Genomic DNA, 12,871 nt, shown 5'->3' with positions numbered 1-12,871 from the left:
CTATGGGCAGGCTATGACAGAACATGAAATCTTGCGTCTCGGCCACCACGGCGATGGCATCGCCGAAGGCCCGATCTTTGCCCCGATGACCCTGCCGGGGGAAACCGTCACCGGCGTTGTCGACGGGCAGCAGCTTCGCGATGTGCGGATCGCCACCCCCTCCGGCCAGCGGGTCGCGCCGCCCTGTCGCCATTTCAAATCCTGCGGCGGCTGCCAGCTGCAACATGCCGCGGATGATTTCGTGGCGGCGTGGAAGGTTGATGTGGTGCGCAATGCGCTCTCGGCTCATGGGTTAGAGACAGAATTTCGCCCCATCCAAACCTCCCCCGCGCAATCGCGCCGCCGGGCCACCTTTGCCGCGCGGCGGACGAAAAAGGGCGCTATGGCGGGCTTTCATGGCCGCGCCTCTGACGTGCTGATCGAGGTGCCGGGCTGTCAGTTGGTCGATCCCGCTTTGCTGCTGGGGCTGAAGGTCGCCGAAGAACTGGCGCTGATCGGCACCAGCCGAAAGGCCGAATTGGCCGTCACGGTAACCCTGTCGGAAGAGGGGCTGGACGTCTCTGTCGCCAATGGCAAACCGCTCGACGGGCCGCTGCGCCAGCAATTGGCGCAGGCTTGTGAGGCTCTATCTCTGGCTCGGCTGACATGGGATGGCGAGGTAATTGCGATGCGCGCGCCGCCAGCGCAGCGCTTTGGCGATGCGCCGGTCACGCCGCCGCCGGGCGCCTTCTTGCAGGCCACCCGCCATGGCGAAGCAGCTTTGCTGGAGGCGGTCAGAGACGCCGTGGGCGAGGCCGAGGTCGTGGCCGATCTTTTCGCGGGCTGTGGCACCTTTGCCTTGCCCTTGGCGCAGCAGGCGCGGGTGCACGCGGTGGAAGGCGATGCCGAAATGATCGCCGCGCTGGAAGGGGGCTGGCGTCGGGCCAAGGGGGCCAAACCGCTCACCGCCGAGACGCGCGATCTGTTTCGCCGACCGCTCCTTCCGGATGAACTGGCCAAGATCAACGCCGTGGTGCTCGACCCGCCCCGCGCAGGGGCTGAGGCGCAGGTGGCCGAGATCATCCGCGCCGAGGTGCCGCGCGTGGCCTATGTCTCCTGCAATCCGGTGAGCTTTGCCCGCGATGTGCAGAACATGGTCGCGGCAGGCTATCGGCTGGACTGGGTACAGGTGGTCGACCAGTTCCGCTGGTCGTCCCATGTGGAACTCGCCGCCTGTCTGACCCTGTCTGAAAGCTAATCCACGGCCCCATATGACGCCGCGGATCACCGCTTTTTGAGTGAAATTAATCCCTCTCTATGGTAACGCGGATAAAAAGGGCTGGAATGGCCGGGGCGTTGAGGGCACAGTGATGAAACGCAGGACGATGATACTTGGCGGCACCGCTATGGTGGCGCTTGGCGCGTGCAGTAGCAGTAAGTTCAAACGCTACAACGGTCCCGAAGTGACCTATGTGGTTGTGAACAAAAGCCAACGCCGCATGATGCTGTTGCACCATAACCGCGTGCTCGAAGATTACCGGATCAAGCTGGGCTTCGCTCCGGTGGGTCACAAAGCCTTTGAGGGGGATGGCCGCACGCCCGAAGGACTGTACCGAATCGACCGTCGCAATCCTAACAGCCGTTTCCACCTTTCCGTCGGGATCGATTACCCGAATGCGCGCGATATCGAGAATGCCCGCGCCATGGGCAAAAGCCCGGGGGGCGATATCTTTATCCACGGGCAGAAAGACCCGCGGAAGAAGGAAAAGCACGATTGGACTTGGGGCTGTATCGCGGTCACCAACAAGGAAATCGAAGATGTCTACGCGATGGTGCGTGACGGCACGCCGATCCTGATCACGCCCTAAGAACCGCTTGATACGACACCGGCCCCCGCAGGGGCCGGATCAAACGCTCGTTCAGTGAAAGATCAGTTGCCGACGACCAGCGTCCACCAGATCTTGCCGCCGTTTTCCTGATGCCATGCGAAACCCATCTGGCGGCCATCGGGGGCCATCAAGATGCGGCGCGTGTCGGGTTGCTCCATCCACGCGGCGAGGGTCTCAAGCTCGGTCTCATAGGTTTCCGAGATTACCTCGCCGACCAGACCGCCGGTATAGCCCACGCGCTGAATGCGATCGATGGGCGAGGACCCGTCAGAGCCGAAATGCCAGGGGCGGTTTTGCACCGACATATCGCGCGAATGGGTGGCGGCAGCGGCGTTCAGCTTGGCATCCAGCGCCAGCGGCGTCACCCCGGCAGAGCTGCGCAGCGCATTGACGGAGTCGAGCATGCGGAACTGGATCGTACCCGCGTCGGAGCGGCTGATGCGGTAGGTGCCGCCGGCTTTGCCGCCGGTCGTGCTGGACGGGGTACAGGCAGATAGCGCAACCGTCAGCGCCAGTAGAATGGACAGGATACGGATCATATGAGCGCTCCACGCAATGAAGTTTTTTCTGCCTTACATCGGGGCGCGTTGCAGTTCAAACGCACATAGGCATGACTCTGCCGTGCGGCCCCGGTTTCAATTGAAACTGCGTCTTTCGAGCCATATAACTGGCAATAATTAGCATAATTTCAGTTTTGGAGACGCTCCATGTCCGCTCCCCGTTTTTCGATCAAGAGCCGCCGTGGCTTCCTTGCTGGCAGCGCCGCGATGCTCGCCACACCCGCGCTGGCGCAAAGCACCTCTTCCTTCAACTCCACCGCCACGACCGAGACGGAGCGTGACCTGACCGAGGCGGTCAAGCGCAATGTCTCAAGTTTCCGGATGCTGGATTGGCGCCCCTATTTCAGCAACACGCGCAATGGCGCGGTGCTGGTCGATATCGACAGCCGGGCGGTGCACTACTGGTCCGAGGATCAGAGCGTTTACAAACTCTACCCCTCTTCGGTGCCGCTGACCGAAGACCTCACACGCCGTGGCCGGACCCGTGTCATCAAAAAGGTCGAGGGGCCAAGCTGGCGTCCCACGCCGTCGATGCTCAAGCGCAATCCCGAATGGCCGCCCTATGTCGGCCCCGGCCCGGACAACCCTTTGGGCACCCATGCGCTGTACCTCAGCTGGACCTACTATCGTATCCACGGAACCCACGACACAAGAAAAATTGGTCGTAAGTCTTCCAATGGTTGCATCGGGCTCTATAACGAACATATCGCCGAACTTTTTGCCCTGACGAAGGTCGGCACTCAGGTGTTGCTTATTTGACGACATCCCCCTGATTCCTTGATGCAATAGCTGATTCCGGGTTTGCAAACTTTTGCCGATACTGTTTAGAACAGGATTACGAGGTAAGTCTTGGGTGCGTGTATGTATATGATACAGCACGCCTATTCTGGAGGTTATGTTATGAAGAAACTCGTTCTCGCCGCTGCTCTGTCCGCTGCTGCATCGACTGCTTTTGCTGGTTCGCTGGCCGAGCCGATCGTCGAAGCACCGGTCATCGTGGAAGAAACAACAGGTTCGTCCTCGGGCATCCTGGTTCCCCTGATCCTGCTGGCACTGGTTGCCGCAGCTGTTGCTTCCGACTAATCGGAACTGACGATCAAACGGAAAAGGCGGTGCAATGCACCGCCTTTTTTGTTTTCTGCGTAAGGCTTTGAAAAAGGGGCCGCCGCAGCGACCCCAAGGCGGGGGCTTAGTCCAGCCAGCCGCCCAAGTTCTCGGTGATGATCGTGGTCAGCGTTTCGATATGCGCCGCATCGTCGTTCAGGCAGGGAATATAGGTGAAATCCTCGCCGCCTGCCTCTTCAAAGCTCTCCTTGATCTCTTCGTTGATCTCTTCCAGCGTTTCGATGCAATCGGCCGAGAAGGCAGGCGCGCAGACGGCGATGCTTTTCTTGCCCGCCTTGGCCTGACGCGCGACCTCTTCGACCGTATAGGGTTGCAACCATTCCTCGGGGCCGAACTGCGACTGGAAGGTCGTGATGATCTCACTATCCCGCCAGCCCAAACGCTCTTTCAGCAGGCGCGTCGTTTTCTGACATTGGCAGTGGTAGGGGTCACCCTCCATCAAATAGCGCTGCGGCAGACCGTGGTAGGAGCAGACCAGCAGATCGGGCTTCTTGTCCTTGGCGGCATAGGCACGCTCAACCGATTGGGCCAGCGCTTCGATATAGTCGCGCCGGTCGAAATAGGGGGCCACGGTGCGCGAAGCGGGTTGCCATTTTTCCTTCGCCAAAGCGGCAAAGAAAGCGTCATTCGCCGTTGCCGTGGTCGCCCCGGCATATTGCGGATAAAGCGGAAAAAACAAGATCTTCTGGCATCCGGCGGCGACCATCGCCTCAACCTTGGAGCGGGTCGATGGGTTGCCATAGCGCATGGCGTAATCGACCATCACATCGGCCCCGTAGCGCGCTTCGATCGCCGCCTTGATCTTGGCGGTTTGCGATTTGGTGATCGTCGCCAGCGGGCTTTCGTTCTCGGCCTCGTTCCAGATAGACTTATAGGCCGCGCCGCTGGCAAAGGGGCGTTTCGTGAGGATCACCGTCTGCAACAGCGGTTGCCATTTCCACGGGCTGTAGTCGATCACCCGGCGGTCCGAAAGGAACTCGCTCAGGTAACGGCGCATTGACCAATAGTCATAGCCATCCGGCGTGCCAAGGTTGGCGAGCAGAACGCCAACCTTGGGACGCGGGACTTTGGGGTGATCGCCGGGGCCGTGTTCGGGCCGGGTGGCGTCGGCTTGGGCGGATTGGGGCTGGGCTGCCTGCATGGGGGTTTCCTCGCACATGTGATCCGCGCAGAGATAGCCGCTTTGCCGATTGGGTCAATCGGGGAGGGGTTCCTCGCGACTATTCAGCGCATCTGCCAGCCGTTGCTGCGCCGATCCGGGGCGCAGTGGTTTCTGCTGGCTTTCGTCCGGTGCCCATCCGGCAAGAAAGATCATGTCGAAAGTCGCCGTGATCCGGCCCGAGGCGGCGGTGAAATGCGTGGCGTAAAGCTCGGCCGCGCGGGTCAGCACGGCGCGGCCTGTGGGGCGGCGCAGGCGGGCTTGCAGGGCATTGGTCTCTCCCATTTCGCGTAGGTCGCGCATCAAGGCCCATGCGTCATCATATTCCACGGTCACCGGTTGGCTATCGGCCACGGGCAGGGCCAGCCCGGCGCGTTGCAGCAGCGCGCCCAGATCGCGCAGCTCTCCCATCGGGGCGATGCGGGGCGACAGGCCACCGGTCACTTCGGCTTCGGCCTGACCAAGGCAGGCGCGCAGCTCATGCAGGGTTTGCCCGCCAAGCGCCACGGCCTGTAACAGCCCGTCAGGGCGCAGCGCGCGGCGGCATTGGATCAACTGTCCAATCGGGTCATTCGCCCAATGCAGCCCCATGGCGTGGAACACCAGATCATGCGCCTGCGGTTCCAGCGCGAGCACCTCGGCCTCGGCGACGATCTCGGCCTTGGGGAAGGCCTCTGCCCAGACTTGGGGGAAGGCGGTCACGATGGCCGGTGCGGTAAACGTTTTCTTAACCAAACTCAGCCGATCCTGAACCTCATCGGCGGCTGCCTGTTGCAGGAACATGCCCCGCGCCGTCGCGCGGGCGCGGTGCTGGGCGAGGGCCTTGGGGTCGGTCAGGTTGGGCTGTGCTGTCATGGGGAACACATAGAATGCCGCCACGGGGACTTCAAACAGCAGTGTCGCTTATCTACCCGCCGCGCTGTCTGGGCTGCGGGGGGCTTGTCGATGCGGATTTCGGCCTGTGCGGCACCTGCTGGCGCGACACGGCCTTCATCGGGGGAACGGTCTGCGATGCCTGCGGGCTGCCCCTGCCGGGCGGCGGGGATGTGGGTTCACCCCATTGTGATGCCTGTCTTGCCACGCCGCGGCCTTGGGCGCAGGGGCGAACGGCGCTCATCTATCGTGATATGGGGCGCAGGCTGGTTCTGGCGCTGAAACATAGCGACCGGCAAGAGATCGCCCGCCCCGCCGCGCGCTGGATGGCGCAAGCGGCGCAGGGCATCCTGCCGCAAGAGGCGTTGATCGCGCCGGTGCCGCTGCATTGGCTGCGCTTGCTGAAACGACGTTACAATCAATCGGCTCTGCTGGCCAAGGCGCTGTCGGCGGAAACCGGGCACCGCTGGTGCCCCGATCTGTTGCAGCGGGTCCGGCATACGCCCTCGTTGGAGGGTTTGGGCCGTGCAGCCCGGTATCGCGTCTTGGAACAGGCGATCCGCGTGCATCCGCGGCGGCGGCACCGTATCATCATGCGACCGGTGATCTTGGTGGACGATGTCTTTACCTCCGGCGCCACATTGACCGCCTGCACGCAGGCTTGTCTGGCCGCCGGGTCCGGCCCCGTTTTCGTGCTGGCACTGGCGCGCGTGGCCAAAGAGACCTAGATCACTGGGCAACGTTAACTGTTCAAAGGGTGATCCTATGCAACCTGTCGAAATCTATACGTCGCCGCTCTGCGGTTTTTGCCATTCCGCCAAACGCCTGCTGACCCAAAAGGGCGCAGCCTTTGACGAAGTCGATGTGCTGTCGGAGCCAGAGCGCAAGAAAGAGATGATCCAGCGCGCCGGCGGTGCCCGCACCGTGCCGCAGATTTTCATCGGCGATGTGCATGTCGGTGGATGCGATGAGCTTTATGCGCTGGACCGTGCCGGCAAGTTGGATGCATTGCTGAGCGACAGATGAAAATCGCGCTGCTGCAACTCAACGTCTCAGATGACCCCGCCGCCAATCTGGACAAGACCCGCGCCCTGCTGGGCGAGGCGGTGGCGGGCGGGGCGGAGTTTGTCCTGACCCCCGAGGTGACGAATTGCGTCAGCACCAGCCGATCCCATCAACAGTCGGTGCTGGCCTATGAGGAAGACGATGCCACCCTCGCGGCCCTGCGCGAAGAGGCGGCGAAGGCGGGCATCTGGCTGCTGATCGGCTCGCTCGGTCTGAAAACGCGCGGGGGCGATGGGCGCTTTGCCAACCGGTCTTTCCTAATTTCTCCGCAGGGGGAGATCGTCGCGCGCTATGACAAGATCCATATGTTCGATGTGGATATCAACGAGACCGAAAGCTACCGGGAGTCCGCGGGCTACCGACCCGGTGACAAAGCCGTGGTGACCGAGACGCCTTTTGGCAAGATCGGCATGTCGATCTGCTATGACATGCGTTTTCCGGCGCTCTATCAGGCGTTGGCCGAGGCGGGCGCGCGTATCCTGACGATGCCGGCGGCCTTCTCTCCGGTCACCGGGGCCGCGCATTGGCACAGTCTGCTGCGGGCGCGGGCGATCGAGAATGGCTGCTATGTGCTGGCCCCGGCCCAGACGGGCACCCATGCCAGCACTGCGCATAAGACCCGCGACACCTATGGCCATTCGCTGGTCGTGGCCCCTTGGGGGGAGGTGGTATTGGATGCCGGGACAGCCCCCGGCGTTTACTTTTGTGACATGGACATGGAAGAATGTGACAAGGCCCGCGCCAAAGTGCCCAGCCTTGCCAACCGCCGCCCCTTTGCCGCGCCCTGACCGGACCGAAAATGACCGACGATAAAAACACCCTTGCGATCATGTTGTTCGGAGAATTGCTGGCCGCCGACCAATCGGTGCGCAGTCGCCTGACACGGGTGCTGCCGCGGGGGATGGAGATCTCGCATTTTTCGGTGCTGAACTCGCTTTCATGGCACGGCGGCGAACGCTCGCCCGCGCAACTGGCCGAGACCTTCAACGTCACGCGCGGGGCGATGACCAACACATTGAGCAAGCTCGAATGGGCCGGTTATGTTCATATCCGCCCCGATTGGGACGACGCGCGGCGCAAGATGGTCGCGATCAGCCCCGCCGGGCGGCAGGCGCGGGATGCGGCGGTGAATGCGATCACGCCGATGATCTCGAACGTGGTGGGGGAGCTTGGCGAAGAACAGGTCCGCGCCACGCTCCCGATCCTGCGCGCGCTCAGGCGTCAGTTGAGCCAGGGTTGAGGCCCGGATTAAGGCTGGCGGTGACGTAGTTCACGCTTAAATCCCGATCCGAAAGCCGCCACGACCATGCGACGGGGTTAAAGACGAAACCTTTGCGATCCACCGGCTCCAACCCGGCGCGGCTCAGCAGGTCGAAAAGCTCATCGGGGGTGATGAACTTGTTCCAGTCATGCGTGCCCTTGGGCAGCCAGCGCATCACATGTTCGGCCCCGACAATCGCCATCATAAAGGACTTTGGATTGCGGTTCAGAGTCGAACAGATGTGCAGCCCGCCGGGTTTCAGCAGGCGACGGCAAGCGATCAGATAGTCGATGGGAGAGGCGACATGTTCGACCACCTCCATGTTCAGCACCACGTCGAATTTCTCACCAGCATCGGCCATGTCTTCGGCGGTGGTGTGGCGGTAGTCGATCTCTAGCCCCGATTGCTGCGCGTGGATCTGCGCCACGGGGATGTTGCCTGCCGCGGCATCCGCGCCCACCACTTCGGCCCCAAGCCGCGCCATCGGTTCGGACAGCAACCCGCCGCCGCAGCCGATGTCGAGGATCCGCAGCCCCGCGAAAGGGGCAGAGCCCGTCAGGTCGCGGTCGAACTCCCCCGCGATCTGGCTGGTGATGTAGTCCAACCGGCAGGGGTTCAGCATGTGTAGCGGCTTGAACTTGCCGTTCAGATCCCACCATTCGGCGGCCATCGCTTCGAATTTGGCGATCTCGGCGGGGTCGATGGTTGATTGATCCGCTTGCATTCTGATCTCCCTGTGCTCTTTTGGGTTCAATGACTATATAGGGCGGCAATGGACAAGTATCCCGACCAAAAACGCGGCGCGCCGCATCTTTATCCGCCGGTTGAGCCTTTCGACCAGCGGATGTTGTCCGTAGGGCAGGGGCATCAGGTCTATGTCGAGCAATGCGGCAACCCTGAGGGCATCCCCGTCGTGGTGCTGCATGGCGGCCCCGGCGGCGGTTGCAGCCCGGCGATGCGGCGGTATTTCGACCCCAAGGTTTACCGCGTGGTGCTGTTCGATCAGCGCGGCTGCGGGCGCTCCACCCCGCATGCCTCGGTCACCGACAACACGACATGGCATCTGGTCGCGGATATCGAGCTGATTCGCAGCACACTCGGCATCGACAAATGGATGGTTTTCGGTGGCTCTTGGGGCGCGACGCTTTCGCTGATCTATGCCCAAGCGCACCCCGAAGCGGTGCGCCATCTGATCCTGCGCGGCGTCTTCCTGATGACGCAGGCCGAGCTTGATTGGTTCTACGGCGGCGGGGCCGGGCGGTTCTGGCCCGAACTTTGGGCGCGGTTCGTCGATCTGATCCCCGAAGATGAGCGTGACGATCTGATTGCGGCCTATCACCGGCGGCTATTTTCCGGTGATCTAAGGGTCGAGCAGGACTATGGCCGCGCTTGGGCCGCGTGGGAGAACGCGCTGGCCTCGGTGCATTCCGATGGCGTTTCGCATGGCGGGCCATCGGCCTATGCGCGGGCGTTCTCGCGGTTGGAGAATCATTATTTCACCAATAACGGCTTTCTCGAGTTCGACGGTCAGATCCTCGAACATATGGGCCGTATAGCGCATATTCCGGGGGTGATCGTGCAGGGGCGTTACGACATGATCTGCCCGCCTGCGGGGGCCTATGCGCTGGCTGAACGTTGGCCCAATGCCGACCTGCGGATGATCCGGGATGCGGGCCACGCCTTGTCGGAGCCGGGGATCAGTGCCGAATTGGTGCGCACGATGGATAGGATCGGACAGCGATGAGTGGGCGCAACTCTCTGCTGGATCGCCGGGCGCTTTTCACCACCGGTGCGGCGGCGGCCCTGCTGGCCGCGACAGGTGCCAGCGCGGGGGAGCCGCCCCGGCGCGGGGGCCGTTTGCGGCTGGCGCTTTCAGGTGCCACGCGAGAGGACACTTGGGTCCATGGCGATGGGCTCTTCATGCAGGTTGCGCGGCAGGGGATGATCTTTGACACGCTGACCGAAGTCACCGGCAATGGCATCCTCAAGGGTGAGTTGGCGACCGGTTGGCAGGCCAGCGATGGCGCCCGGCAGTGGCAGTTCGATCTACGCCCCGATGTGCGTTTTCACGACGGCAGCCCCCTGACCGCCCGCGATGTGGTGGCCAGTCTCCGCGGTCCGCTGGCCGGGGCCGAGGTCGCCGTTCAGGGCGATCTGCAAGTGCAGGTCACATTGGCGGCGGCGAATCCTGACCTGCCGCTCTTGCTGGCGCAATCGCGCTATGTGATCCGCCCCGCCCATGCGCCCGAGGCCGGGATCGGCACCGGGCTTTACCGTCTGCGGCGCTTTTCCCCCGCACGTCAGGTTTTGGCCGAACGGGTAGAGACGCATTACAAGGACGGCACCGCCGGGTGGTTCGATACGGTCGAACTGGTGTCGCTCCCCGCCCGTGAGGTGCGGGCGCAGGCGCTGAGCGAAGGGCTTGTTGATGCAGCGGATTTACCCGCGCGGCCCCGTTACCGCGACCGGGGGGATGTGACCCTTCAGGCCGATAGCGCAGGCGGGGTCAGCGCATTGTCGGGCGATCTGCGCCAGCCGCCGAACCCCGGTCGGCAAGCGCCGATGGACAACCTGCGCGCGCCCGAGCGGTGGTGGTTCGGCTGAGAGGGGTTGCAGTTTCGCCGCATTCGGCCTATATCCCCTTCAACAGCGGCGCTTTCGGGTCCACACCGAAGGCCCCACCGAATTCGTGAACGGGCCGCGCGCCCGTTTTTTTGTGCCCAGTGAAAATGGATGTCTCATGTCGAATGACCTGATCGCCAAAGCCGCCATCGACCGCCGCCTGGCCGAGATCATCACCCCGGTGATCGAGGATATGGGTTTTGAACTGGTGCGCGTGCGCCTGATGTCGGGCAAGTCCACCACCCTGCAAGTCATGGCCGACCGGCCCGAGGGCGGGATCGAAGTGGATGAATGCGCCAAGATCTCGCAGGCCATCGGCGCCGTGCTGGATGTCGAAGATCCGATCTTGGATGAGTATTCGCTTGAAGTGTCGAGCCCCGGCATCGACCGACCGCTGACGCGGCTTAAAGATTTCGACGCTTTCGAAGGCTATGAGGCCAAGATCGAGACGACCGAACTGATTGACGGCCGCCGCCGCTTTAAGGGTGAGCTGGCAGGCGTCGAGGGTGGCGAAGTGCTGATCAATGTCGAAGAAGGCACCATCGGATTGCAGTTCGACTGGCTCAGCGATGCCAAGCTGGTGCTGACCGACGACCTGATCAAGGAAATGCTCCGCCAGCGCAAAGCGTCTGGTGCGATCGACGAAACCGATTTTGATGATATCGAGACTGAAGAGTCTGCTGAGGGAGACACCTAATGGCCATTACATCTGCAAACCAGCTTGAGCTGTTGCAAACCGCCGAGGCGGTGGCGCGCGAGAAGATGATCGACCCCGGTCTGGTCGTTGAAGCGATGGAGGAATCCCTCGCCCGTGCCGCCAAGTCCCGCTATGGCGCCGAGATGGACATCCGGGTCGACATCGACCGCAAGACCGGCAAGGCCACCTTCACCCGCGTCCGCACCGTGGTCGAGGATGATGAGCTTGAGAACTATCAGGCCGAGTTCACCGTGGAACAGGCCAAGCAGTACATGGCCGACCCCAAGGTTGGCGACACTTTCGTCGAGGAAGTACCCCCGGTTGAAATGGGCCGCATCGCGGCGCAGTCGGCCAAGCAGGTGATCTTGCAAAAGGTCCGCGAAGCTGAGCGTGACCGCCAGTACGAAGAATTCAAAGACCGCGCCGGGACCATCATCAACGGTCTGGTCAAGCGCGAGGAATATGGCAACGTCATCGTCGACGTGGGCGCTGGCGAAGCGATCCTGCGCCGGAACGAGAAGATTGGTCGCGAAAGCTATCGCCCGAACGACCGCATCCGCGTCTACATCAAAGACGTGCGCCGCGAGCAGCGTGGCCCGCAGATTTTCCTGAGCCGCACCGCGCCTGAATTCATGGCCGAGTTGTTCAAGATGGAAGTGCCCGAAATCTACGACGGCATCATCGAGATCAAAGCGGTAGCCCGTGACCCCGGTTCGCGCGCCAAGATCGCTGTGATTTCGCATGACGGCTCCATCGACCCCGTGGGTGCCTGCGTCGGTATGCGCGGCTCTCGCGTGCAGGCCGTGGTGAACGAGCTTCAGGGCGAGAAGATCGACATCATTCCGTGGAACGAAGACCAGCCCACCTTCCTTGTGAACGCGCTGCAGCCTGCGGAAGTGTCGAAAGTGGTTCTCGATGAAGAAGCCGGTAAGATCGAAGTCGTCGTGCCCGAAGAGCAACTGTCGCTCGCCATTGGCCGCCGTGGTCAGAACGTGCGTCTTGCTAGCCAGTTGACCGGTCTCGACATCGACATCATGACCGAAGAGCAGGAAAGCCAGCGCCGTCAGGCCGAGTTCGAACTGCGCACCAAGCTGTTCATGGACAACCTCGATCTCGACGAATTCTTTGCCCAGCTTCTGGTCTCCGAAGGTTTCACCAACCTCGAAGAAGTGGCCTATGTCGAAGTCGACGAGCTGCTGGTCATCGACGGTGTGGACGAAGATACGGCGGGGGAGTTGCAGGCCCGCGCCCGTGACGTGCTCGAAGCGCAGAACAAAGCGGCGCTTGATAACGCCCGCGCCTTGGGTGTCGAAGACAGCCTGGTTGAATTTGAGGGGCTGACCCCCCAAATGATAGAAGCGCTGGCCAAGGACGACGTCAAAACGCTGGAAGATTTCGCCACCTGTGCCGATTGGGAACTGGCTGGCGGCTGGACCACGGTCAACGGCGAGCGTGTCAAAGACGACGGCGCGCTTGAGCCCTTCGATGTTAGCCTCGAAGATGCGCAGGCCATGATCATGACCGCCCGCGTCATGCTGGGCTGGGTCGACCCGACCGAGCTTGAGGACGACGCGGAAGAAGACGACGTAGAAACAAACGGCGAAACCGCCGAGGAGGCCGAGGCCTAAGCGGGCCTCGGGG

At 62.3% G+C, this 12,871-nt stretch carries 16 protein-coding genes; 12 read left to right on the top strand and 4 right to left on the bottom strand.

Translation table 11 applies throughout. The features are described 5' to 3' along the window. Positions 1–13 precede the first annotated feature (13 nt). Together J7392_RS06915 and J7392_RS06910 are read left to right on the top strand one after the other, a co-directional pair. On the top strand, positions 14–1,237 hold the full coding sequence (locus tag J7392_RS06915) for a class I SAM-dependent RNA methyltransferase (RefSeq protein ID WP_209216886.1): 1,224 nt from the start codon (positions 14–16) through the stop codon (positions 1,235–1,237). A 112-nt stretch (positions 1,238–1,349) separates the two neighbouring features. Continuing rightward, positions 1,350–1,847, top strand: a complete 498-nt coding sequence (locus J7392_RS06910) for a L,D-transpeptidase family protein (RefSeq protein ID WP_067261130.1) — start codon at positions 1,350–1,352, stop codon at positions 1,845–1,847. 62 nt (positions 1,848–1,909) lie between these two features. Here J7392_RS06910 and J7392_RS06905 read toward each other — a convergent pair whose 3' ends face one another. Next, a complete protein-coding gene (locus J7392_RS06905) occupies positions 1,910–2,407 on the bottom strand; it encodes a CAP domain-containing protein (RefSeq protein WP_209216885.1) in 498 nt (165 codons plus the stop codon). 168 nt (positions 2,408–2,575) lie between these two features. On the opposite strand from J7392_RS06905, the gene J7392_RS06900 reads away from it, so the two are divergent. Both J7392_RS06900 and J7392_RS06895 read left to right on the top strand, forming a co-directional pair. Continuing rightward, a complete protein-coding gene (locus tag J7392_RS06900) occupies positions 2,576–3,187 on the top strand; it encodes a L,D-transpeptidase (protein ID WP_067261126.1) in 612 nt (203 codons plus the stop codon). A gap of 141 nt (positions 3,188–3,328) precedes the next feature. Beyond that, positions 3,329–3,511 carry a hypothetical protein gene (locus J7392_RS06895; RefSeq protein ID WP_067261136.1) on the top strand — a complete coding sequence of 61 codons (183 nt, stop codon included), beginning with the start codon at positions 3,329–3,331 and terminating at the stop codon, positions 3,509–3,511. 106 nt (positions 3,512–3,617) lie between these two features. Here the strand turns inward: J7392_RS06895 and hemH are convergent, their stop codons facing one another. Both hemH and J7392_RS06885 read right to left on the bottom strand, forming a co-directional pair. After that, the gene (gene hemH, locus J7392_RS06890) at positions 3,618–4,694 is read right to left on the bottom strand and encodes a ferrochelatase (protein WP_209216884.1); all 1,077 of its coding nucleotides are present in this window, start codon (positions 4,692–4,694) and stop codon (positions 3,618–3,620) included. Positions 4,695–4,748: 54 nt separating this feature from the next. Continuing rightward, positions 4,749–5,567, bottom strand: a complete 819-nt coding sequence (locus J7392_RS06885) for a methyltransferase domain-containing protein (RefSeq protein WP_209216883.1) — start codon at positions 5,565–5,567, stop codon at positions 4,749–4,751. A 14-nt stretch (positions 5,568–5,581) separates the two neighbouring features. Here J7392_RS06885 and J7392_RS06880 point away from each other — a divergent pair, with 14 nt between their 5' ends. Genes J7392_RS06880 through J7392_RS06865 form a run of 4 tightly spaced genes read left to right on the top strand, consistent with a single transcriptional unit; the run spans position 5,582 to position 7,890 of the window. After that, entirely contained in the window at positions 5,582–6,313 is a 732-nt protein-coding gene (locus J7392_RS06880; protein WP_209216882.1) for a ComF family protein, read from the top strand. Positions 6,314–6,350: 37 nt separating this feature from the next. Continuing rightward, a complete protein-coding gene (gene grxC / locus J7392_RS06875; RefSeq protein WP_067265371.1) occupies positions 6,351–6,611 on the top strand; it encodes a glutaredoxin 3 in 261 nt (86 codons plus the stop codon). After that, on the top strand, positions 6,608–7,438 hold the full coding sequence (locus tag J7392_RS06870; protein WP_209216881.1) for a carbon-nitrogen hydrolase family protein: 831 nt from the start codon (positions 6,608–6,610) through the stop codon (positions 7,436–7,438). The genes grxC and J7392_RS06870 overlap by 4 nt, the downstream gene beginning before the upstream one ends. A gap of 11 nt (positions 7,439–7,449) precedes the next feature. Then, positions 7,450–7,890, top strand: coding sequence for a MarR family winged helix-turn-helix transcriptional regulator (locus J7392_RS06865; RefSeq protein WP_067265366.1), 441 nt, complete (start codon positions 7,450–7,452; stop codon positions 7,888–7,890). Here the strand turns inward: J7392_RS06865 and ubiG are convergent. Next, positions 7,865–8,635 carry a bifunctional 2-polyprenyl-6-hydroxyphenol methylase/3-demethylubiquinol 3-O-methyltransferase UbiG gene (gene ubiG / locus J7392_RS06860; protein WP_209216880.1) on the bottom strand — a complete coding sequence of 257 codons (771 nt, stop codon included), beginning with the start codon at positions 8,633–8,635 and terminating at the stop codon, positions 7,865–7,867. The two genes, J7392_RS06865 and ubiG, sit on opposite strands and share 26 nt — an antisense overlap. Positions 8,636–8,683: 48 nt before the next feature. Between ubiG and pip the strand changes: the two genes are divergently transcribed. From pip to nusA, 4 genes are all read left to right on the top strand, one after another. Further along, on the top strand, positions 8,684–9,655 hold the full coding sequence (gene pip, locus J7392_RS06855) for a prolyl aminopeptidase (RefSeq protein ID WP_209216879.1): 972 nt from the start codon (positions 8,684–8,686) through the stop codon (positions 9,653–9,655). Next, the gene (locus J7392_RS06850) at positions 9,652–10,515 is read left to right on the top strand and encodes an ABC transporter substrate-binding protein (protein ID WP_209216878.1); all 864 of its coding nucleotides are present in this window, start codon (positions 9,652–9,654) and stop codon (positions 10,513–10,515) included. The genes pip and J7392_RS06850 overlap by 4 nt, the downstream gene beginning before the upstream one ends. A 136-nt stretch (positions 10,516–10,651) precedes the next feature. Further along, on the top strand, positions 10,652–11,230 hold the full coding sequence (rimP, locus tag J7392_RS06845; RefSeq protein ID WP_067265355.1) for a ribosome maturation factor RimP: 579 nt from the start codon (positions 10,652–10,654) through the stop codon (positions 11,228–11,230). Next, positions 11,230–12,858 (top strand): transcription termination factor NusA, encoded by a 1,629-nt coding sequence (nusA, locus tag J7392_RS06840; RefSeq protein ID WP_209216877.1) that lies wholly within the window; start codon positions 11,230–11,232, stop codon positions 12,856–12,858. The genes rimP and nusA overlap by 1 nt, the downstream gene beginning before the upstream one ends. Positions 12,859–12,871: the final 13 nt, after the last annotated feature.

The sequence above is a fragment of the Sulfitobacter sp. R18_1 genome (assembly GCF_017743915.1).
Taxonomy (GTDB): Bacteria; Pseudomonadota; Alphaproteobacteria; order Rhodobacterales; family Rhodobacteraceae; genus Sulfitobacter; species Sulfitobacter faviae.
The sequence above is the reverse complement of the archived record's forward strand: the minus strand, read 5'-3'. Positions and strand labels throughout refer to the sequence as shown.

What these genes read in the sequence shown, in the direction of transcription:
- J7392_RS06915 (WP_209216886.1), top strand. Translation starts at nt 14, where the DNA reads ATGACAGAACATGAAATCTTGCGTCTCGGCCACCACGGCGATGGCATC.
- J7392_RS06910 (WP_067261130.1), top strand. Translation starts at nt 1,350, where the DNA reads ATGAAACGCAGGACGATGATACTTGGCGGCACCGCTATGGTGGCGCTT.
- J7392_RS06905 (WP_209216885.1), bottom strand. Translation starts at nt 2,407, where the DNA reads ATGATCCGTATCCTGTCCATTCTACTGGCGCTGACGGTTGCGCTATCT.
- J7392_RS06900 (WP_067261126.1), top strand. Translation starts at nt 2,576, where the DNA reads ATGTCCGCTCCCCGTTTTTCGATCAAGAGCCGCCGTGGCTTCCTTGCT.
- J7392_RS06895 (WP_067261136.1), top strand. Translation starts at nt 3,329, where the DNA reads ATGAAGAAACTCGTTCTCGCCGCTGCTCTGTCCGCTGCTGCATCGACT.
- hemH (WP_209216884.1), bottom strand. Translation starts at nt 4,694, where the DNA reads ATGCAGGCAGCCCAGCCCCAATCCGCCCAAGCCGACGCCACCCGGCCC.
- J7392_RS06885 (WP_209216883.1), bottom strand. Translation starts at nt 5,567, where the DNA reads ATGACAGCACAGCCCAACCTGACCGACCCCAAGGCCCTCGCCCAGCAC.
- J7392_RS06880 (WP_209216882.1), top strand. Translation starts at nt 5,582, where the DNA reads ATGCCGCCACGGGGACTTCAAACAGCAGTGTCGCTTATCTACCCGCCG.
- grxC (WP_067265371.1), top strand. Translation starts at nt 6,351, where the DNA reads ATGCAACCTGTCGAAATCTATACGTCGCCGCTCTGCGGTTTTTGCCAT.
- J7392_RS06870 (WP_209216881.1), top strand. Translation starts at nt 6,608, where the DNA reads ATGAAAATCGCGCTGCTGCAACTCAACGTCTCAGATGACCCCGCCGCC.
- J7392_RS06865 (WP_067265366.1), top strand. Translation starts at nt 7,450, where the DNA reads ATGACCGACGATAAAAACACCCTTGCGATCATGTTGTTCGGAGAATTG.
- ubiG (WP_209216880.1), bottom strand. Translation starts at nt 8,635, where the DNA reads ATGCAAGCGGATCAATCAACCATCGACCCCGCCGAGATCGCCAAATTC.
- pip (WP_209216879.1), top strand. Translation starts at nt 8,684, where the DNA reads ATGGACAAGTATCCCGACCAAAAACGCGGCGCGCCGCATCTTTATCCG.
- J7392_RS06850 (WP_209216878.1), top strand. Translation starts at nt 9,652, where the DNA reads ATGAGTGGGCGCAACTCTCTGCTGGATCGCCGGGCGCTTTTCACCACC.
- rimP (WP_067265355.1), top strand. Translation starts at nt 10,652, where the DNA reads ATGTCGAATGACCTGATCGCCAAAGCCGCCATCGACCGCCGCCTGGCC.
- nusA (WP_209216877.1), top strand. Translation starts at nt 11,230, where the DNA reads ATGGCCATTACATCTGCAAACCAGCTTGAGCTGTTGCAAACCGCCGAG.